At 59.8% G+C, this 20138-nt stretch carries 21 protein-coding genes, 1 tRNA gene and 1 riboswitch; of the genes, 15 read left to right on the top strand and 7 right to left on the bottom strand.

Annotated elements, in window-relative coordinates; all coding sequences use genetic code 11:
- The first annotated feature begins 50 nt into the window (after nucleotides 1-50).
- The 10 genes from CK911_RS11400 (at nucleotide 51) to CK911_RS11355 (ending at nucleotide 8509) form a co-directional block, all read left to right on the top strand.
- A complete protein-coding gene (locus CK911_RS11400) occupies nucleotides 51-464 on the top strand; it encodes a VOC family protein (protein WP_098970029.1) in 414 nt (137 codons plus the stop codon).
- A gap of 102 nt (nucleotides 465-566) precedes the next feature.
- Complete coding sequence (gene phoB, locus CK911_RS11395) at nucleotides 567-1256, top strand: phosphate regulon transcriptional regulator PhoB (protein ID WP_042020121.1); 690 nt, start codon at nucleotides 567-569, stop codon at nucleotides 1254-1256.
- A gap of 8 nt (nucleotides 1257-1264) precedes the next feature.
- Nucleotides 1265-2572: a phosphate regulon sensor histidine kinase PhoR gene (gene phoR, locus CK911_RS11390; RefSeq protein ID WP_098970027.1), complete on the top strand. Its 1308-nt coding sequence runs from the start codon at nucleotides 1265-1267 to the stop codon at nucleotides 2570-2572.
- Between the two features lie 342 nt (nucleotides 2573-2914).
- The gene (locus CK911_RS11385) at nucleotides 2915-3889 is read left to right on the top strand and encodes a PstS family phosphate ABC transporter substrate-binding protein (RefSeq protein WP_042020124.1); all 975 of its coding nucleotides are present in this window, start codon (nucleotides 2915-2917) and stop codon (nucleotides 3887-3889) included.
- A 181-nt stretch (nucleotides 3890-4070) separates the two neighbouring features.
- On the top strand, nucleotides 4071-4877 hold the full coding sequence (locus CK911_RS11380; protein WP_068976776.1) for a M48 family metallopeptidase: 807 nt from the start codon (nucleotides 4071-4073) through the stop codon (nucleotides 4875-4877).
- Nucleotides 4865-5371, top strand: coding sequence for a GNAT family N-acetyltransferase (locus CK911_RS11375; RefSeq protein WP_098970025.1), 507 nt, complete (start codon nucleotides 4865-4867; stop codon nucleotides 5369-5371). Before CK911_RS11380 ends, CK911_RS11375 begins: the two co-directional genes overlap by 13 nt.
- Nucleotides 5372-5478: 107 nt before the next feature.
- Complete coding sequence (locus CK911_RS11370) at nucleotides 5479-6381, top strand: ROK family protein (RefSeq protein WP_042020127.1); 903 nt, start codon at nucleotides 5479-5481, stop codon at nucleotides 6379-6381.
- 41 nt (nucleotides 6382-6422) lie between these two features.
- Nucleotides 6423-7142, top strand: a complete 720-nt coding sequence (locus CK911_RS11365; RefSeq protein ID WP_098970023.1) for a copper homeostasis protein CutC — start codon at nucleotides 6423-6425, stop codon at nucleotides 7140-7142.
- A gap of 255 nt (nucleotides 7143-7397) precedes the next feature.
- Nucleotides 7398-8009: an FKBP-type peptidyl-prolyl cis-trans isomerase gene (locus CK911_RS11360; protein WP_068976772.1), complete on the top strand. Its 612-nt coding sequence runs from the start codon at nucleotides 7398-7400 to the stop codon at nucleotides 8007-8009.
- 188 nt (nucleotides 8010-8197) lie between these two features.
- A complete protein-coding gene (locus CK911_RS11355) occupies nucleotides 8198-8509 on the top strand; it encodes a DUF2845 domain-containing protein (protein WP_042020132.1) in 312 nt (103 codons plus the stop codon).
- Between the two features lie 52 nt (nucleotides 8510-8561).
- Here the strand turns inward: CK911_RS11355 and CK911_RS11350 are convergent, their stop codons facing one another.
- Nucleotides 8562-8780: a DUF1107 family protein gene (locus tag CK911_RS11350; protein WP_042020133.1), complete on the bottom strand. Its 219-nt coding sequence runs from the start codon at nucleotides 8778-8780 to the stop codon at nucleotides 8562-8564.
- A 204-nt stretch (nucleotides 8781-8984) separates the two neighbouring features.
- Here CK911_RS11350 and yfcD point away from each other — a divergent pair, with 204 nt between their 5' ends.
- Nucleotides 8985-9467 (top strand): NUDIX hydrolase YfcD, encoded by a 483-nt coding sequence (gene yfcD / locus CK911_RS11345; RefSeq protein ID WP_253860321.1) that lies wholly within the window; start codon nucleotides 8985-8987, stop codon nucleotides 9465-9467.
- 91 nt (nucleotides 9468-9558) lie between these two features.
- Here yfcD and CK911_RS11340 read toward each other — a convergent pair whose 3' ends face one another.
- A complete protein-coding gene (locus tag CK911_RS11340; RefSeq protein WP_098970019.1) occupies nucleotides 9559-10485 on the bottom strand; it encodes a phenylacetate--CoA ligase family protein in 927 nt (308 codons plus the stop codon).
- Nucleotides 10486-10640: 155 nt separating this feature from the next.
- Here CK911_RS11340 and CK911_RS11335 point away from each other — a divergent pair, with 155 nt between their 5' ends.
- Both CK911_RS11335 and CK911_RS11330 read left to right on the top strand, forming a co-directional pair.
- Nucleotides 10641-11114: a peroxiredoxin gene (locus tag CK911_RS11335; protein WP_098970017.1), complete on the top strand. Its 474-nt coding sequence runs from the start codon at nucleotides 10641-10643 to the stop codon at nucleotides 11112-11114.
- A 125-nt stretch (nucleotides 11115-11239) separates the two neighbouring features.
- Nucleotides 11240-12208, top strand: a complete 969-nt coding sequence (locus tag CK911_RS11330) for a calcium/sodium antiporter (protein ID WP_098970015.1) — start codon at nucleotides 11240-11242, stop codon at nucleotides 12206-12208.
- Between the two features lie 88 nt (nucleotides 12209-12296).
- Here the strand turns inward: CK911_RS11330 and CK911_RS11325 are convergent, their stop codons facing one another.
- The gene (locus CK911_RS11325) at nucleotides 12297-13463 is read right to left on the bottom strand and encodes a type III PLP-dependent enzyme (RefSeq protein ID WP_098970013.1); all 1167 of its coding nucleotides are present in this window, start codon (nucleotides 13461-13463) and stop codon (nucleotides 12297-12299) included.
- A 507-nt stretch (nucleotides 13464-13970) separates the two neighbouring features.
- Nucleotides 13971-14086: riboswitch (glycine riboswitch) on the top strand.
- A 264-nt stretch (nucleotides 14087-14350) separates the two neighbouring features.
- Here CK911_RS11325 and CK911_RS11320 point away from each other — a divergent pair.
- A complete protein-coding gene (locus tag CK911_RS11320; protein ID WP_098970010.1) occupies nucleotides 14351-15727 on the top strand; it encodes a sodium:alanine symporter family protein in 1377 nt (458 codons plus the stop codon).
- 134 nt (nucleotides 15728-15861) lie between these two features.
- On the opposite strand, the gene CK911_RS11315 is transcribed toward CK911_RS11320, so the two are convergent.
- Nucleotides 15862-16578 (bottom strand): protein ligase, encoded by a 717-nt coding sequence (locus CK911_RS11315; protein ID WP_098970007.1) that lies wholly within the window; start codon nucleotides 16576-16578, stop codon nucleotides 15862-15864.
- Between the two features lie 285 nt (nucleotides 16579-16863).
- Entirely contained in the window at nucleotides 16864-17520 is a 657-nt protein-coding gene (locus CK911_RS11310; RefSeq protein WP_042020141.1) for a Bax inhibitor-1/YccA family protein, read from the bottom strand.
- Between the two features lie 209 nt (nucleotides 17521-17729).
- Between CK911_RS11310 and CK911_RS11305 the strand changes: the two genes are divergently transcribed.
- Nucleotides 17730-17817 (top strand) — tRNA-Ser (locus CK911_RS11305).
- Nucleotides 17818-17915: 98 nt separating this feature from the next.
- Here CK911_RS11305 and chbG read toward each other — a convergent pair.
- Together chbG and CK911_RS11295 are read right to left on the bottom strand one after the other, a co-directional pair.
- The gene (gene chbG / locus CK911_RS11300; RefSeq protein WP_098970005.1) at nucleotides 17916-18680 is read right to left on the bottom strand and encodes a chitin disaccharide deacetylase; all 765 of its coding nucleotides are present in this window, start codon (nucleotides 18678-18680) and stop codon (nucleotides 17916-17918) included.
- 53 nt (nucleotides 18681-18733) lie between these two features.
- On the bottom strand, nucleotides 18734-20080 hold the full coding sequence (locus CK911_RS11295; protein WP_098970003.1) for a 6-phospho-beta-glucosidase: 1347 nt from the start codon (nucleotides 20078-20080) through the stop codon (nucleotides 18734-18736).
- Nucleotides 20081-20138 lie beyond the last annotated feature (58 nt).

Raw genomic sequence — 20138 nt, 5'->3', positions numbered from 1 at the left:
TACTATCGCGCCGCCAACCACCGAACAACCAATGAATGCGAGAGAGCAAGATGACAACACAATCGATCGGGGCGCTGACCCTGCTGGTGGCCGAGTACGACCAGGCCATCGGCTTTTTTACCGAAGGGCTCGGCTTTGAGCTGCTGGAAGATACCCGGCTTGATGAGCCGGGCAAACCGGGCAAGCGCTGGGTGCGGGTTGCCCCCAAAGGTGCCCCCGGTTCAGCACTGCTGCTGGCGCAAGCGGCCAATGCGCAGCAGCAGGCCGCCATCGGCCAGCAGGGCGGCGGCCGGGTGTTCCTGTTTCTCGAGACCGACGACTTCTGGGGGGATTACCAGCGGATGCAGGCGTACGGTGTTCATTTTTGTGAACAGCCCCGCGAAGAGCCCTACGGCACAGTGGTGGTGTTTGAGGATATCAGTGGCAACCGCTGGGATCTGCTGCAACGGGCTGCTGCCAACTGAACCTGAAAACCTTTATCATCCCGCCTGTCATAAAGTCATAAAAGTGTCACATAAAGTTCTAATAATTGGCGCACCCATCTTCACACAGGAGAGAGAAGGGATATGGCTAAGCGAATTCTGGTGGTCGAGGACGAAGCACCGATCCGCGAAATGCTCTGCTTTGTGCTGGAGCAGAAGGGATATGAGACGATTGAAGCGGAAGATTACGCCGATGGACTGGCGAAGGTGTGCGAACCCTACCCCGAACTCATCGTGCTGGACTGGATGATGCCGGGCGGCAGTGGCATCCAGTTTATCAAGCAGCTCAAGCAGGATGAGGTGACTCGCCAGATCCCGGTGGTGATGCTCACCGCCCGCGGTGAAGAGGAGGACAAGGTACGTGGTCTGGAGGCCGGTGCCGACGACTACATCACCAAGCCTTTCTCGCCCAAGGAGCTGACCGCTCGCCTCCATGCGGTGATGCGCCGCGTGTCGCCCACCTCGGTGGACGAGGTGATCGAGGTGCAGGGACTGAAACTCGATCCTGTCTCGCACCGGGTCAGTGCCGAAGAGAAGGCGCTCGATATGGGGCCGACCGAATTCAAGCTGCTGCACTTCTTCATGACCCATCCCGAACGGGTCTATAGCCGTGAACAGCTGCTCAATAATGTCTGGGGTACCAATGTGTACGTCGAGGACAGAACCGTGGATGTGCATATTCGTCGCCTGCGCAAGGCGATTGAAGAGACAGGGCACGACAGATTGATCCAGACGGTGCGTGGAGCCGGATACCGCTTCTCAACCCGTCTCTAGGGGCAGTTATGTTGCAACCTTACGCCTGGCGGCGACAGTTGTGGCGGATGGTGTTCTTCTATACGCCGTTCGCATTGGTTGGTTGGTTGATTGATCACCTTCCGCTCTGCTTGTTGGTAGCCGCTGTGCTTCATCTGGGCTGGCACTACCGTTTCCAGAAGCGGCTATCTGACTGGCTGTGGCACGATCGCAGCCTGGTGCCCCCCAGCGGCAGTGGCAGCTGGGAGTACATCTTCAACGGTATCTACAAGTTGCAGCAGCGTCACCGCGCCCGCCGTCGCGAGCTGGCGGGATTGATCCGCCGCTTTCGGGAGGGGGCCGAGGCCTTGCCCGATGCCGCCGTGGTGTTTCGCACCGACGGTAGCATCCTCTGGTGCAACCGGTTGGCGGAGCAGCTGCTCGGTTTTCGCTGGCCGGAGGATTCTGGTCAGCATATCGGCAACCTCATTCGCAATCCGGCGTTTAACGCCTATCTGGGCAAGGGGGCGTATGACGAGCCGCTGGAGATGCACTCCCCGATTAATGAGGAGAAGTTTCTCGAGTTTCGGATCATGCCCTACGCCTCGGATCAGGCGATGCTGGTGGTGCGGGATGTCACCCGTTTGCGCAGCCTCGAGAAGACTCGCAAACACTTTGTTTCCAACGTCTCCCACGAGTTGCGCACACCGCTGACCGTGCTCAAGGGGTATTTGGAAATGACGGCGGAGATGGCCGAGGAACCGCTCTCGCCCGCCATGTGGGCCAAGGCACACAGGGTGATGATGGAGCAGACCATCCGGATGGATAATCTGGTCAATCAGCTGCTGATGTTGTCGCGCATCGAGGCCGCGCCCACCGTGGATCTCTCCCATCTGGTGGACATGCCTGCCATGCTGGGGCTGCTGGAGCAGGAGGCGCGGGCGCTGTCGGGGGATCGGGCCCACCAGATCGAATTTATGGTACAGCCTGACCTGTTGGTGCGCGGGGATCAGGAGCAGATGCGCAGCGCTGTCTCTAACCTGGTCTACAACGCCATTCACTACACCCCTGCGGGGCGCAAGATCACGGTGGAGTGGCGCAAGCAAGGGGCGATGGCGCTGTTTGCCGTGAGCGACGAGGGGGAGGGAATCGCCCCCGAGCATCTGGCGCGCTTGACCGAGCGCTTTTATCGGGTCGACAAGGCCCGTTCCCGCCATACCGGCGGTTCCGGGCTCGGTCTTGCCATCGTCAAGCACGCCCTCAGTCATCACGACTGCCAGCTCGATATCGAGAGCCGGGTCGGCCTTGGCAGCCGCTTCAGCTTTCTCATTCCTGGCCGTATGGTAGTGATTAAATAGTCTTTTATGGCAATGGGTTAGATGCAACAAGAGGGCCACTGAACGTGGCCCTCTTTTCATTTGTTCGAATCTTTCGGTATGTCATTAAAGTGTCACATTAAATCCATAAATTTGTCACTGCCAGGTCAGATACTGGCGCCGTCTTAAGAGCAGACCTTCTGCCATGTTGGCCAGAGGAGCCTGAATGAAACGCAACGATCTGATTGACTGACTCAGTCGGGTTGACCATCACAAGACAGTGTTAATCGGCGCCATGTATTGGCAATAACCTTCTGTCATCTTTGATAGAGGGGACAGAATGAAACTCAAGGCAGTCGCCTTCTGTAACTTTGGAGAGATTGGATGAAACTCAACAAACTGGCTGGTGTAATCGGATTCACCGCAGCAACCCTGTTTTCTGTCAGCGCTCTGGCTGCCGGTGTGGATAAAGATCTGCCGGATTACACACCAACCAGCGGCATCTCGGGCAACCTGTCCTCTGTCGGGTCGGACACCCTGGCCAACATGATGACCTTTTGGGCCGAAGAATTTAAGCGTGTTTATCCCAACGTCAACGTGCAGATCCAGGCCGCCGGTTCTTCTACCGCACCGACTGCCCTGACCGAAGGTGTTGCCCAGTTTGGCCCGATGAGCCGTGCCATGAAGGCCGGTGAAGAGGAAGCTTTCGAGAAGCGTTACGGCTACAAGCCGACCGCTATCCGCGTCGCGGTGGATGCGCTGGCGGTGTTCGTCAACAAGGACAACCCCATCAAGGGGCTGACCATGCAGCAGGTTGACGCTGTCTTCTCCAGCACTCTCAAGTGCGGCGAAGCCAAGGCAGCCACCAAGTGGTCTGATCTGGGTTTGGATGGCAACTGGTCTTCCAAGGATCTGCAACTGTTCGGTCGCAACTCGGTATCCGGCACCTACGGTTACTTCAAGGAGCACGCCCTGTGTAACGGCGACTTCAAGAGCGGCGTGAACGAGCAGCCGGGTTCTGCCTCCGTGGTGCAGTCAGTTTCTGCTTCCCTGAACGGCATCGGTTACTCCGGTATCGGTTATGTCACCTCCGGCGTGCGTGCAGTCCCGCTCTCCAAAGATGGCAAAACCTTCATTGAAGCAACCTCTGACAACGCCATCACCGGCAAGTATCCGCTCTCCCGCTTCCTGTACGTTTATGTGAACAAGCATCCGAACAAGCCCCTTGCCCCGATGGAGCAAGAGTTTGTCAAAATGATCCTCTCCAAGGCGGGTCAGAGCATAGTCGCCAAAGATGGCTATGTACCGGTGCCAGCCAAAGTGGTGCAGGCTGACCTGAAAAAGCTGGGCATCATCTAAGCGTCAGTTACCTGGATGTTGTGATAAAGCGAGCCCCTAGCGGGCTCGTTTTGTTTTTGGCGATTATCCGTTTTGTTAATAGCGTGAGCTGGTGGTTTTTACACCAGACGGGGGCGGGTTCTCTTGCGTCGCGGGGCGGCATTTCCGAGAATAGGACAACGTCACGGCAAAGGATCCCCTCATGATTGCGTCTCTCACCAAGTTTGGCCTGGTTGCCCTCTGCAGCTCCTTGCTGGTTGCCTGCGCCCAGTCACCCACCGGCCGCAGCCAGATGTTGCTCTACTCCCCCCAGCAGATGAGCCAGCTGGGCGCTGACTCCTTCGAGCAGATGAAGAAGCAGGAGAAGGTGAGCAAGGATGCCAAACTCAACGGTTATGTCTCTTGTGTCGCCAAGGCGGTGACCGCCCAGGTGCCTGCCAGCTATGGCATCACCAGCTGGGAGGTAGTGGTGTTTGATTCCAAGCAGGTCAACGCCTTCGCCCTGCCCGGTGGCAAGATCGGGGTCTACAGTGGCCTGCTCAAGGTGGCCAAGAATCAGGATCAACTCGCCACCGTTATTGGCCACGAGCTGACCCACGTGCTGGCCCAGCACTCCAACGAGCGGCTCTCTCGCAGCCAGCTGGCCGGTATCGGTCTGGCGGCAGCCGACATCGCCATGGGCACCAGCGAGTATCGCGGTGCCACCATGGCCGCTCTTGGCCTCGGGGTCGAGGTGGGTGTGATGCTGCCCTATGGCCGCACTCAGGAGAGCGAAGCCGACCGTTTGGGCCTGGAGCTGATGGCCCGTGCCGGTTTTAACCCTGCACAAGCCGTTCCCTTGTGGCAGAACATGAGTGCTGCTGCCGGTGGCAACGCGCCGCCACAGTTGCTTTCTACCCACCCCAGCAACGAGAACCGTATCGCGGAACTGCAGGCACAACAGGCGCAAGTGCAGCCGCTCTATGAGCAGGCCCGCGCCAACGGTCTGGTGCCCCAATGCAAGGCATAAGCTTGCGCATGGCGCGCAGTGAAGATGCCGCCGCCATGACGGTGATGCAGCGAGCCAGCTGGCTCGCGGCTTATGGTCAGGTGCTCGGTGCCGACATGCTGGAGCAGCTCGATGTCACCGCCCATCTGCAGATCTGGCAGAGCCGTCTGGCCGAGCTGGGCCCACGACCCATGCTGCTCTGTCTCGATGAGGTGGTGGTTGGCCTGCTCTACTGGCAGCTACTGCAGGAAGAGGGGCAGACCCGTGCCCTGATCCGCGCATTTTACCTTCACCCTGATCACTGGCGGCAAGGCTACGGCAAGCGGCTGTGGCAGACGGTGGCGATGCAGATGCGCCGCGCTGGTTGCAGTTGCGTCAAGTTGTGGCTGCTCGATGGTAACCACATTGGCGAGGGATTCTACCTGCGTCGCGGCTTCGTCTTTGACGGCGAGGAGCGCACCCTGACAAGCCTTGGGCACGCCTGCCTGCAGCGACAAATGAGCCGTTTGCTCTGAACACTCTCCCGTTTTTCGCCCCCGGTCACTTTATTTTTTTTGCGAATTAATACAATGTCACCCCAGAACAGATCGGGATAAACACGGGCTGACAAGGGAGTGCTGGCATGTATTACGGCTTTGATATCGGTGGAACCAAGATCGCCTTCGCGGTCTATGACGGCGGGTTGAACCTCTGCCATGAAGAGCGAATGAGCACCCCCGGCAACGATTATGAGGGGTTGCAGCAGCTTATCCAGTCTCGGGTCGAGCAGGCAGATACCCGCTTCGGCGCCAAAGGCTCGGTTGGTATCGGTTTTCCAGGCATCATCAACAGCCATGACCACAGCATAGTGGCGGCCAATCTGCCCTCCATCAATGGTCGTCATCTGGGGGCTGACTTGGCTGAGCTGCTAGGGCGACCGGTCAAGGTTGAGAACGATGCCAACTGCTTCCTCTGGTCTGAAGTGCATCAGGGGGCTGCCGACGGTGCAGGCAGTGCGCTCGGTGTCACCATCGGTACCGGTATTGGCGGCGCCGTCTATCTGGCGGGCACGCTGATCCAGGGCCGTAACTGGCTGGCTGGCGAGATTGGTCACTACCCCTTGCCCGCCACCATGCTGATGAAGTACCCCGAATTGCCCCGTCCCCGTTGCGGCTGCGGCCGTCTGGTCTGTTTTGAAACCTATGCATCCGGCACCGGTCTGGAGCGTCTCTATCACCATTTCCATGGCCAGCGCGCCACGGGTCACCAGATTGTGGGGCGTTTCGAGGCAAATGAGCCCCATGCGGTCGCAACCATCGACTGCTGGCTGGAGATCATGGCTGCCGGGCTTGCCACCGCTATCTCGGTGATTGATCCCGAGGTGGTGGTGTTGGGGGGCGGCCTGAGTGGTCTGCCTGCCCTCTATGAACAGTTGCCGCTGCGCCTGCCGGGCCATTTGTTGCCCGGTGTTGCCCTGCCCGAGATCCGCCAGGCCCGCTTCGGCGGCGCCGGTGGTGTGCGCGGCGCAGCCTTGCTCAATCTATGAGATCAGATGTGGGGTCTGATCTCCCCGAAAAAGGAGTCCTCATGACCCGTCTTGAAATCTGTATCGACAACCTGGAATCTCTGTTTACCGCCCAGCAATCCGGGGCGGATCGCATCGAGCTCTGCTCTGCGCTGGGTCTGGGTGGCCTGACGCCTTCCTACGGCTTTATGCAACTGGCCGCCCGCCACGCCAGCGTGCCGGTGTACGCCATGATCCGCCCGCGCGCCGGGGATTTTTGCTTCAACGACGGCGAGTTCGAGATGATGCTGCTGGATATCGCGGCCGCGCGCGCTGCGGGCCTGCAAGGGGTGGTGGTCGGTTTGCTGGATGAGGAGGGGCGGGTACCTGCCGCCAAACTCCAGCAACTGGTGGACGCAACAGGCCCCTTGGGGGTCACCTTCCATCGCGCCATCGACCTCTCCTCCGACTGGCGCCTCGACCTGGAGACCATAGTCGCTGCCGGTTGCGAGCGCATTTTGAGCTCGGGCCACGCCGCAAGCGCGCTGGCGGGGTTGGAAACCCTGCAGGAGATGCAGCAGGCGCTGGCGGGGCGCGCCAGCCTGATGCCGGGGGCCGGGGTCAATGCCGACAACGTGCGAACCATCATCGAGTTCACCGGAGTGAGCGAAGTGCATATGTCCGGCATGGGCTGGCGCGGTGGCATGGTGCCTCATGGCGTCAACATGGGCACCTCGGATGATGGTCGGGTCAATATCACCGATGGCGCCAAAGTGGCTGCGGTACGCGCTCTATTGAAGTAAGGCGTGAGGAAAGCTGCGTGGTGGCATGGTGTCCCTCCGTACGGGGTCAATATCACTGACGGTGGTAAAGTTGCTGCAGTCAGAGCCTTGCTGAATCGCGTTTAAGCAGATCGCCGCCGTTGGGCGGCGTTCATCCGCTTCTTGTGTGAAGTTCCTCCCACTGACGGGGAAATCAGGGGCGTCCCCGGCAGCACCCCGGCCAAAAGTCTGATATTATCCCGCCTCTTTACTACATGGATCTGGAGCAACATCTCAATGTCCCAATACGACTCTATCGAACAGAAGGCCAGCTATGGCATCGGCCGCAACATGGGTGAGCAACTGGCGCAGCAAGCGTTCGCCGGTCTGGATATCCCGGCTCTGCAACAAGGTCTGGCAGATGCGCTCAATGGTCTGGAGTTCGCGGTCAGCCGTGACGATGTCAATGATGCCTTTCAGGTGATCACCGCGCGCATGCAGGAAGAGCAGGAAGCCGTTGCCAAGGCCGCTGCTGCCGATGGCGAAGCCTTCCTGGCTGACAACGCCAAGCGCGGCGAAGTGAACGTGACCGACTCCGGTCTGCAGTACGAAGTAATGGTTGAAGGCAACGGTGCTGTACCGGTAGCCGGTCAGTCCGTTCGTGTGCACTACCACGGTACCTTCACCCACGGTGGCGTATTCGACAGCTCAGTCGCCCGTGGCCAGCCGGCTGAATTCCCGGTAACCGGCGTGATCGCTGGCTGGGTTGAAGCGCTGCAGCTGATGCCGGTTGGTTCCAAGTGGAAGCTCTACATCCCCCACGATCTGGCCTACGGTGCCCGTGGCGCTGGTTCCATCCCGCCCTACTCTGCACTGGTATTTGAAGTCGAGCTGCTGGACATCCTGTGATCCTGCGAGTTTGATGCAAACGGCGACCTTCGGGTCGCCGTTTGTTTTAGTGCTGCCCGATAGACAGCCGGTGTCGTGACCACCATGCTGCGAGAGCGGGGGGGAGCGCTATTTTGCACCATTGACCGGTTTTTTCAGCAACAGGAACAGGCATACTGCGACTCATTGGACAGGATAAGGGGTACCCGATGAACAAGATGAAGAACGTGGCGGCACTCACTCTGCTGCTGTTAAGCATTCCGGCCAGTGCCGATGCCATGCGTTGCAAGAACGCCCTTATCACCGAAGGGGATACCACCGCCGAGATGTTGCTCAAGTGCGGTGAGCCGATGCTGCGCGAAGAGCTCAACCGCAATGAAGAGAACCAGTTTGGCAACCTGGTGCAGGTCAGATATGGCGAGCGCTGGACCTACAACTTCGGCAAGAACGAGTTCATGCGTTTCGTGACGGTGCGCAACGGCATGATTACCGACATCGAAAACGGCCCGCGCGGCGACTAGCCGGCGGGCAAAGCATGGATGCACAACAGACAGTAGGGCAAGACCCTTTGACTCACATGTCCGGCAACAGCTCGTTGTGACCAAGCTGGCTGACGGCCTGATTGATCTGGCGAGCCAGCCTTAGCCGCTGGCGACAGGTCAAGCCATGGAGGCTGATCCTGCCCGCGTTGAATTCAAATGTCCCCAGCGACTCGATGGCAAAATAGCCTCGGTGAAAGCTCTTGATGTAGCGAGCGATCTGCCGCGGGGATAACTGCTTGAACACCTTCATCACACGTTCCCTGATTGCCTGGACAGGGCACACTATGGTGTCAGTCGATGACACTGAGATGACGGTTTATAAAGATTTGCATGAATCCTCACTCTGACGATGGGAGCCAGAAAAAGAGCCGCCCCGGCAGAAAAAGTAGTGCCATGACAAAGGGCTGCACCGATATACTGCGGGCTTGAATGGAACGAACAAAAGGGTCTGCGCGTGGAATGGGTTGATGTGGTGGACGGGAATAACCGGGTGATTGGCGTGGCCGAGCGAGCCAAGGTGCGGCGGGAGAATCTCTGCCATCGCGCCAGCTATATTCTGGTGCTCGACGACGCGGATCGGATCCTGGTGCAGCGGCGCACCCTCAGCAAGGATTTCTGCCCCGGCATGCTGGATGCCTGCGCCGGTGGTGTGGTCACGACCGGTGAGGAGATGGAGCTCTCCGCCCGGCGCGAGCTGGCCGAGGAGCTGGGTATCGCGGATGTTCCCCTGCAGGGCTTTGGCAGCTTCTACGCCGAAGGGGAGGGCTACCGGGTCTGGGGCGGCCTCTTTAGTTGCCGCTATCAGGGGGCGTTGCAGCTGCAGGCCGAAGAGGTGAGCGCGGTGCACTGGATGAGCCTGGCCGAGATTGCCGAGCGCGCCACCGAGTTTACCCCTGACTCCCTGCTCGCCATCGCCACCTGGCAGGCGAGACGCTGACAAGCGTCAGACATTCTCCTCGCCAGAGACAAGACGGGCAGCCTGATGGCTGCCCGTTTGCATTTGTGCATCTGTGCATCTCTGTGGGTTGCTACACCAGCTTGAGGCGCCGGTTGGTGCGCCCGCAAGCGCTCGGCTTGGCGAGCCAGTGCCCTTGCCAGTCGGTGAGCAGCCGCAGCAGGGGATACTCCAGATCGAGCCTAGTCACCACCAGTTGGCCTATTTCGTCGCCGCTCACCGGTTCGCCGCTGGCGGGATCGACTATCTCGACGATACAACTCTCGTTGACGATAAAGCCCTGACCGGGCTGGCTCTCATAGGCCACCACCCCAATATCTTGCCACACCAGACAGTTGAGGGCCGCAATGCCGTGAATGGCGCGCAGTGGCGCGGTTTCAGGATGGGTGGCTTCGCACAGCAGGGCGCGGCGCAATGAGTCGGTCGGGATCTCCGCCGCCTCGGCAGCCTCCAGCAGGTCGAGCAGGGTTACCAGCGGGCCGACATAGCCGGTGGGTTGATAGCGCAGCAGCGCCTCCAGCTGGCGCTGGGTATCGTGGGGCCCGCACGGTACCACAGGGGCCCCCAGCTGGCGGGCACCGTTATCGAAGATAAAGGCCGTAGGGCCAGCGTGATAGTCGTGGCCGTTGAGCATCACCTCCCCCGCCTTGAAACCGGCGGCAAACAGCGCCCGGGCGGCGCCCCACCAGTCCGCCCCGGCATACTCGGGGATGGCCAGCTGGCCCGGACAGGAGAAGACCCGCAGCGCCTGACTGGCTGGCCGACCGGTGAGACCGGCGAAGGGGGGATGGGCCTGCTGGGCGGCAAACAGTTCTTTGCTGTCCAGCAAGGGAAGGGTGGCCAGCTCTGCCAGATCCTCAAGGCGACACTGGCGATAGGCGCTGGAGTAACCGGCGCAGTATTGGCTGACATGGGTAAGCTGATGATTGAGCTGGTCCAGTTGCTGCTGTTCGCGCATGGTGGGGGGACGAATTTCCAGACCATCGTAGTAGTGTTGCATGGGGCCTCCTGGCGCCGTGAAACCTGCTCAAGAGTAGTCTGCCCAAGGGGAAAATGCCTGCCGCCATCCGTGGCCCTGCTCCGTGTACCGGTTAGGCGGCGTTATCACTCTGGGATAAACTGGCCACTTTCCACCACGACTCAGGACGAGAACCCATGATTGCTGTAGGACAACCCCTGCCTGCGGGCGAATTTACCTTTATCACCGCCGAGGGCAAGCAGCTGCGGGATAGCCGCACGCTGTTCGCCGGTAAAAAAGTGGTGCTGTTTGCGGTACCCGGCGCTTTCACTCCTACCTGCTCCAATGCCCATCTGCCGGGTTACGTGGTGCTGGCTGATCAGTTCATGGCCAAAGGGGTGGATGCCATCTGTTGCCTCTCGGTCAACGACGCCTTTGTGATGCGGGCTTGGCAAGTGGCCCAGAATGCCGAGGCGATCACCATGCTGGCGGACGGCGATGGCAGCTGGACCCAGGCACTGGGTCTTGCCAAGGATACCGGCGCCTTTGGCGGCATCCGTGCCCAGCGCTTTGCGTTGATCGCCAACGATGGCGTGGTCGAGCAGCTGTTTGTTGAGGCGCCCGGCAAGTTTGAGGTCTCCGATGCGGCGAGCCTGCTGGCTGCACTATGAAATGTTAATCATGGTTTGATTTCCTCTTGAAATGGGAGGTCTGCCCGTTACACTTGACCACCTTTATGGCAGAGCCAGGACCCGAGTCTGGCTCTGCTATTTTCTGGCGATGGGATGGAGAGATTATGACCCTGGCTTTTGTTGCCCTGATTGCCGGACTGGCGCTGCTGGTCTGGAGTGCAGACAAGTTTGTCGATGGCGCTGCGGCGACCGCCCGTTATGCGGGGATGCCGCCGCTGCTGATCGGCATGGTGATCATCGGTTTTGGCACCTCGGCCCCGGAGATGGTGGTTTCGGCACTGGCCGCCTCGCAGGGCAATCCCGGGTTGGCGCTGGGTAATGCTTATGGTTCCAACATCACCAATATCGCGCTGATCCTGGGGTTGACGGCGCTTATCAGCCCGATCGCGGTCGCCTCTCAGGTGGTGCGCAAAGAGATCCCCATCCTGCTCGGTATTACCTTGCTCTCCGGTGCCCTGCTGCTCGATGGTCATTTGGGCTGGATGGATGCGGCCATTCTGGGTGTGGCGTTTGTTGGTCTGATGGGCTGGTCCATCTGGGCTGGCATGAGGGGCAAGGGAGATGCGCTGGATACCGAGACCGCCGAGGATATCGAGAGCGAGGGGATGTCCCTCAAGCGCGCCATTCTCTGGCTCATTGTCGGGTTGGTGCTGCTGATCGGCGCCTCCCGTTTGCTGGTATGGGGCGCGGTGACCATCGCTCAGGCATTTGGCATCAGTGATCTGGTGATTGGTCTCACTATCGTGGCCATCGGTACCTCGTTGCCAGAGCTGGCGTCATCGCTGATCGCCATTCGCAAGAATGAGCACGACCTGGCGCTGGGCAACGTGATTGGTTCTAACCTGTTCAATACCCTGGCGGTGGTGGGGATTGCGGCGGGTATCCATCCGCTGGACGTGGCGCCGGAAGTGCTTACCCGTGACTGGACCGTCATGATGGGGCTGACCCTGTTGCTGTTGGTGATGTGTCTGGGCCGCAAGGGACAAGGCCGCATCAACCGGCTGGAGGGTGGCGTGCTGCTGAGCTGCTTCGTCGCCTACACCGGTTGGTTGCTGACCAGTCAGTTTATCTGACCGGTGCCGGTGAAATGAGAGAGGGGGAAGCTCAAGCTTCCCCCTGTTGTTTTTGCTCGGTGAGTCTGTTGGCCGATGAACTGTTCGCTCAGGCCACTGCCACCAGCTTCTGCCCCTTCTGGCTGCTGTCCAGAATGAGGATGCTCGCCTTGGGGAAGAAGTTGAAGGTGGAGGCCGAGGCCCAGGTGTAGGCCCCCATCACCTTGCCAATTACCAGTTCGCCGATGGCGAGATCCGGCAGCATGATCCCTTCGCGGATCACATCCACACTGTCGCAGGTGGGGCCGGAGAGCACCGAATTGTGCTGCTCGCCGTTGGCATAGGGGGTGCTCACCGGATAGGTGACATGGTCATAGAGCTGACCGTTGTAGCTGCCGTAGAGGCCGTCATCCAGGTAGTACCAGATCTTGTCGCCGCGGTGGGCTTTGCCCATTACGCTGGCCACCGAGGTCATGGCCGGTGCGCTGATAAAGCGGCCCGGTTCGGCAATCTTCTGTACGGTGGCGGGCAGCTTGGCCAGCGCCTCGCGGATCGGCGCGCAGAAGCCGTCGATGTCGAATTCGCCCCCCTCATAATCCACCGGGAAACCGCCGCCGATATCCAGCACCCAGGGCTTGAGCCCGAGATCCCAGGCCTGCTCCATGATCTCGCGGCAGGCATCGATAGCCTGTACATGGCGTCGTGAGTGTGGCACCTGAGAGCCGACGTGGAACGACAACCCCATCACCTTGAGGCCCTTGGCGTGGGCCAGTTGCAGCAGCGGCAGGGCCTGCTCCGGGGTGCAGCCGAACTTTTTGGAGAGATCGACCTTGGTCTCCGGGTTCGGGAAGCTGACCCGCAGCAGCAGTTTCACTTCGTCCTTGTAGGGAATGAACTTCTCCAGCTCCAGCGGGTTGTCGTAGACAAACACGGTGCAGCCGAACTCCAGCGCATAACGGATATCGCTGTCGCGCTTGATGGGATGGGTATGAATGCAACGTCCCGGGCGGACCCCCTGACTGCGCACCAGATCCACTTCGCCATTGGTGGCCAGGTCGAAACAGGCCCCCTCTTCCTTCAAGACAGAGACCACCGCCTCATGGGGCAGGGGTTTGAGTGCATAGTGCAATCGTACATCGGGCAGGGCGGCGGCCAGAGCCCGATACTGTTTGCGGACAGCTGCCTTGTCGAGCAGCAGCAGGGGGGAGCCGAATTGTTCAACCAGCTGACGGTAATCTTGTGCGACCACATCTTTTGCAACCAGAGTCTCGTTCATTCTCTTTTGGTCATCCTTAGGGGGCGTGATATGCCCAAGCCATATGCGATTGAACCGGCGACGGCCGGGTCAGGCGAGCGGTCCGGTGGGACCAACCGAACACAGTGCATAAATTGATGGCAAAGTGCTTGGTTATGCGCCGGATTATCGGCTTATTGATTCTGTGCGCAAGCATTTTGATTGGATATGTTGGCAAGATTTTCTTGGCGAAACGAGAGAGAGCCCTGTTCTCTATCCGGCACTTTTCCCGTTCGGGTCGCATTTCAGTCGTTAGTGCCTAACTTTTTGATAGTTAACTAATATTTAACAAGGTGGTGAGGCTTTGCACGGAAGGCAAAAAAGTGCGGTGGTCGGATTTCAAGTGCGAGACAGCTCACATTTTTTGGATTAACATGCCCGCTTCCTAATCCAAACTAGTTCGGATGAAGGTAGCAGGAGAGCGATGGGGGACCATCCACCGAAGAAGTGAATCTTTCAGGTACCGGGCAACCGGTGTGGACTGCTACTGGACGATACTCTGGAGAGACCCGTTAAATCGGGCGCCGAAGGAGCAAGGCACCATGACTACCCGCAAGGGCAGGCTGGTGTCGGAAACTCTCAGGCAAAAGGACAGAGGGGATGGGATGGTTGTACCTGAGCTTGGAACTGTTCACGATCTGTCACGAGAGGTCGTCAGCAAGGTAAAGAGCAGCGCAGGAACCGGAGTGTATGTGAATACATGAGCCTCTCGGTCCCACATAAGCGAGCTGCACATGAGCCTTGATCACGGCCTCGCAGTAAGAGCGTAAACAAGTTCTTGGCCCGCATCCGATCGCCTCTGGCCGATCGCGACACCTATGGGAAGATCATCCTTCTCCTCCTTAATCTTTGTTTTTTAAGGAGGATGCATGTCATCAATTCAATCGGCGTTAACCGCCATCGATAGCTTTATCTGGGGTCCGCCCCTGCTGATCCTGCTGGTCGGGACCGGTATCTATCTCACCCTGCGTCTGGGTCTGCTTCAGGTGGTGCGCTTGCCGCTCGCTCTGCGACTGGTCTTTGGCCGCGATCAGGGGCAAGGCAAGCAGGGGGATGTCTCCAGCTTCGGCGCCCTTTGTACCGCCCTCTCTGCCACCATTGGCACCGGCAACATCGTCGGGGTTGCCACCGCCATCAAGCTCGGCGGCCCCGGTGCCCTGTTCTGGATGTGGATGGCGGCGCTGTTCGGCATGGCCACCAAGTACGCAGAGTGTCTGCTGGCGGTCAAATATCGCGAGCAGGATGCCAACGGCCAGATGGCGGGTGGCCCCATGTACTATCTGGAGAAGGGGCTGGGTTCCAAACCGCTCGCCAAGCTGTTTGCCCTGTTTGGCATCGGCGTGGCCTTCTTCGGGATCGGTACCTTCCCGCAGGTCAATGCCATCTCAGACGCCATGAGCCTCTCCTTCTCGGTGCCCCGTGAAGTGACCGCCGTGGTGCTGACCCTGATCGTGGCGCTGGTGACCCTGGGGGGCATCCAGTCCATCTCCAGCGTGTCGAGCAAGGTAGTGCCCTTCATGGCCATCTTCTACATCGTCGCCTGTCTCGGCGTGCTGCTGAACAACGCCAGCGCTCTGCCCGATGCCGTCATGCTGGTGATCGAGAGCGCCTTTAGCGGCCATGCAGCGACCGGCGGCTTCGTCGGCGCCAGCATCATGCTGGCCATTCAATCCGGGGTGGCGCGGGGGGTCTTCTCCAACGAATCGGGGCTGGGCTCTGCGCCCATAGCGGCGGCGGCGGCCAAGACTGACTCCTGCGTGGAGCAGGGGCTGGTCTCCATGACCGGTACCTTTATCGACACCATCATCATCTGCACCATGACCGGCCTGACTCTGGTAGTGACCGGGGTATGGGGTGGTGATTTGAGCGGTGCCGCCATGACCAGCGCCGCCTTTGCGCAAGGACTGGATGCTCATATTGGCCAGTATCTGGTGAGCATTGGCCTCTTGTTCTTCGCCTTTACCACCATCCTGGGCTGGAACTACTACGGCGAGCGCTGCACCGAGTACCTGTTCGGGGTGAAGGCGATCAAGCCCTACCGCGTCATCTATCTGGCGCTGGTGGCGAGCGGTGCCTTCCTCCATCTGGATATGATTTGGCTGCTGGCCGACATCGTTAACGGCTTGATGGCGGTGCCCAACCTTATCGGCCTGATTGGCCTGCGCCATGTGGTGATTGCCGAGACCCGTGCCTACTTTGGTCGGGATCTGGATAGCGAAGCCGAGCCGGAGCCGCAGACTGCCTGAGTTGGCTGTGCTGTTGCGGGATTTGCTCCGCGAGGTGAGCCTTAAGAAATCAAAGCCACGACCTGATGTCGTGGCTTTTTTGTGCGCTGCGCTATTTCCATGGCGGGCATTTTCCCTCCCCCTCTGGGAGAAGGTCAGGGTGAGGGGGATAGCTCCCCGCTCAGCAGGCTATCCAGACGTGCTCGCACCTTCTCCACCAACGCCTGGTCGCTACCGCGCCAGCCAATGCAGCTTGCCAGCGTGGTGGAGGTTCCCGTCATAAAGCGCAGTTCGCCGCCCGCCAGTTCGTAGAAGCGGCTCGCCATCTTGGTACCCTCATCCACATCGCCTGCCACCAGCAGCATGGCTTGTGCCAGCACGGCGCCCTGGTGATCCTGCCCCGGCGCCAGCCAGCGCTGGGCGGTGCCGGTGATCTTGCGCCCCCCGATCACCAGATTGTACTGACCATCGCAAAAGGATCCGGGCACGAAGTCGTAACTTCCCGCAAGGCCGTACTCCGCCAGCAGGGTCAGCAGTGGCGTGCCCAGCAGCCGGTAGTAGTGGGCGAGATCTGTGGTGGTGCGGGGCAGCAGTAAGGAGAGGTTGAGAATGCCCGCCCCATGGGGCACGGCGGTACCGCCGCTGTCGCGCACATGTACCGGCCAGCCTTCATCTGCAAGTTGCTGGCAGGCGGCTTCGTAATGGGGGAGGCGGGTATCCTTGTGGGTGACAATCAGGCATTGGGGCGCCTGCCAGAGGTGAGCGCGGGGCTGGCCGTCACGGGCACAGTCGCGCAGCCAGTGTTGCTCCTCAGCCAATATCTGGGCGGGGGTACAGGTGTTTGGGAGCGTGGGGAGCAGGGCATAGGGCATGGTGACATCCTCGGGCAAGCGCTGTCAGCACACTACCCGTGGCCGTTGGCAAGGTAAAGCCCGCCGCGTGCCTGTCTCTTGATCATCATTCGCGTTTAAGGTGGGCAGAACGGGCGATACAGCAATGTGCCCCGGTACGATGCAGACCACCTGGCTTGACCAAGAAAAGGGTGTTTGAACGGCGATCGGCCTTATCCCGAGCAATGCACTCGCGCAAAAAAAACTCCCCACCGATGGGGTGGGGAGTTGGGTATCAGCGACAGCGCCGAAGCGGGGTTGCTCTGATTAGTTGCGGTTGCCGCCAAGCAGGCTCAGCAAGCTCAGGAAGATGTTGTAGATGGAGACATACAGGGTGACGGTGGCAGAGATGTAGTTGGTCTCGCCGCCGCGCACGATCTGCTGGGTAGTCAGCAGGATGGCACCAGAGGAGAACAGCATGAACATGGCAGACAGGGCCAGGCTCAGGGCACTCATCTGCAGGAAGATGTTGGCAACCATGGCCACCAGCAGCACCCAGAAACCGACGAACAGCATGCCGCCGATAAAGGAGAGGTCACGCTTGGTAGTCAGGGCATAGGCCGACAGACCGAAGAAGGTGAGCGCGGTACCGCCAAGGGCGGTCATCACGATCTCGCCACCACCGTTGTTCATGTACATGTTGATGATCGGGCCCAGGCTGTAGCCCATCAGACCGGTCAGGGCGAAGGTGAATACCAGACCCATGCCGTTATTCTGGTTTTTCTGAGTCAGGAACATCAAACCGTAGACGCCGATCAGGAATACGGCCCAGTGCAGCGGCGGCATGTTCATCACAGTAGCGACCCCTGCCACTACGGCAGAGAAGCCCAGCGTGAGGGAGAGCAGCATATAGGTGTTACGCAGCACCTTGTTGGTATCACGTACGGCACTTTGGGTGCCAGTGAAGATAGAACGGGTATCCATCTTGGGTGTCCTCTTGATGTCCGGGTGAGGCGGCGAGCGGCCGTCTCGTGATCGCTGTTTGTTACCGCTTGTTATACGCATTGTATGTAGAACAAATAGGGATGACGAGGAACAATTTCAAGCCACCTGCCATTTTGCTCCCGCACACTATCCCACAGGAAATATGTATTGCATATGAACGGGCCATTGACGTAGTATGCACGCCGTTCGGAGGGGTGGCAGAGCGGCTGAATGCACCGGTCTTGAAAACCGGCGATGGGTGACCATCCGTGGGTTCAAATCCCACCTCCTCCGCCATCTTAAGAGAAAGCCCAAGCGATTCAATCGCTTGGGCTTTTTCGTATCTGCGGCTTGGCACATTCTGATGCTTGCCGGTTCAGCTGATGGCTTGCGGGCTATTGCCACTCTTGATAGCTGGCGAGGCGGTAGCCGCGCTCGGCGATAAGGGCGGGCAGTGATGGGTTGGTCAGGATAGCCAGTTCGTTGAGGCGGGGCTGGCAGTAGGAGCTACCCTGCATCTCCAGATCGATAAAGGAGGGGTGGCACATGATCTCGAGCGAATGGGCCCCCTGTGCGCTGGCCTCATCGAGCAGTTGCAGCAGGTCGGTCTGGGTCAGCTGCGCGCCGTAGAAGCGGTCGTCAAACCGATCGCAGCTTTGCGATTGGTTGACGGTCAGGCCGTGGCGGGCGATCTCGCCCCGGTCGATGCGAAGGGGCAGGTAATGCGCCTTGGCGAAGGCTTCCACCAGTGGGTAGATAGTCGGCAACATATGAACATGGTGGTGGCTGTCGATATGGGTCGGCTTTCTGCCGAAGATCGCGACAAAGCGCTGATACTGACTCGCCAGCTCGCCGGATATCTCGGCCAGATCCAGCTCTCCCGCCTCGCTCTTGTGCCAGATCCCCTTGTTGAGCTCACCCTGCTCGTTCACCAGCGAGGTGAGCGGCGTGAGCGGTTTTCCCCAGCTGAGCATAAAGTGCAGCCCAACGGGCAGCTCGGGGAAGCGTTCGGCCAGCCAGGCGGCGTGTTTGATGGCGGGGGAGGTGACGATGGCGGTGGTGGAGCTGACGACTCCGTGCTCGAACGCCTCTACGATGCCGTAGTTCTGGGCGCGGCAGAGGCCGAAGTCGTCGGCGTTGATGATCAATCTCTTGCTCATGAGGGTTCCCTTGCGGTTAAGCGCCCCGCCGGTTCGGTCGGGGCGTGCTGGTCTCAGGCGAGGGCGTCGATGGCGGCGGCGAAGTTGGGCAGGTGTTCGCGGTGGGCCAGCAGCAGCTCGCGGGCGACGATGCGGGCATCGTTGTCGGAGTGGATCAGCGGGTTGAGGTTCATCGCCAACAGCAGGTCGTCGAAGTTGCCACTGATGGCGGCCTTGGCGGCTGCGATCTCGAAGCTCTTGATGAGGTGCACCAGCCCGTTCACCTTGTCGTCAAAGCGGGTGAGACGCGGATGGGGAATGGCGCCATCACGCCCGATCAGGCAGCTCATCTCCACCGTCCAGTCGGCCGGGATATTGGTGACATGGCCCTGATGGGGCACGATGACATAGTGCTCGCTCTGCTTGTCGTTGTAGATGGCGCTGATCACCTCGCATGCCGCGTCGGAGTAGTAGGCGCCGCCACGCAGCTCCAGCTCCTTGGGCTTTTCGCACAGCTCGGGGTTCTGGTAGAGCTCGAACAGCTTCCTCTCGACCTGCTGCACGACTTGAGCCCGGGCGCCGCCTTTGTAAAACTCGCCCATTTCGATCCCCAGCATCTCTTTCTCCTTGAAGTAGTAACGCAGGTAGGAGCAGGGGAGCAGGCGCAGGCCGCGGATAAAACCGGGATCGAACGGCAGATCGAAGATGTTTTTGACCGAGCTGGCGCGGGTCAGGCTGCCATCGGCGACCCCTTCCAGCAGCTCGTCAAAGCGGGATTCGCCGTTGACCAGCACATCGCCGATAAAGACCAGATGGTTGAGGCCGAACAAGTCCATGGAGAGGTGATCCCGCTCGGTGAGCTGGAGGGCATCGCGCACGAACATCTGCATGCCGACCGGAATGTTGCACACCCCGATAAAGCGGCGGAAGTTGGTATGACGGCGCACCGCTTCGGTCACCATGCCGGCCGGATTGGTGAAGTTGATCAGCCAGGCATCCGGGCAGAGCGCCTCCACGTCGCGGATGATGTCGAAGATGACCGGAATGGTGCGCAGCCCCTTGAACAGACCGCCCGCACCGTTGGTCTCCTGCCCCAGCATGCCGTGGCTCAAGGGGATGCGCTCATCCTTCTCTCGCGCCTGCAGTTGGCCGACTCGAAGCTGGGTGGTGACGAAGTGGGCGCCCACCAGTGCCTCGCGGCGATCCTGGGTTTTGTGCAGGGTCATGGGGATGCCAGTCTGGCGGATCATCCGCTGGCAGAGGTCGAAGATGATGTTCAGTTTCTCTTCGCCAGCGGGAATATCCACCAGCCACAGCTCGCTGATGGGCAGCTCGGCATAGCGCTTGATGAAACCATCGACCAGCTCCGGGGTGTAGCTGCTGCCGCCGCCTATGGTGACTACCTTGATCTTCTCGCTCATAAATCCCTCTTCATCGATCTCTATCGGTTTGATGGTGGCCGCTCTGTCATCAGGGTGA

Origin of the sequence: Aeromonas sp. CU5, assembly GCF_002586745.1 — a bacterium.
Taxonomy (GTDB): Bacteria; Pseudomonadota; Gammaproteobacteria; order Enterobacterales; family Aeromonadaceae; genus Aeromonas; species Aeromonas sobria.
Note: the sequence above shows the minus strand (reverse complement) of the source record. Positions and strands in the feature narration are given on the sequence as shown.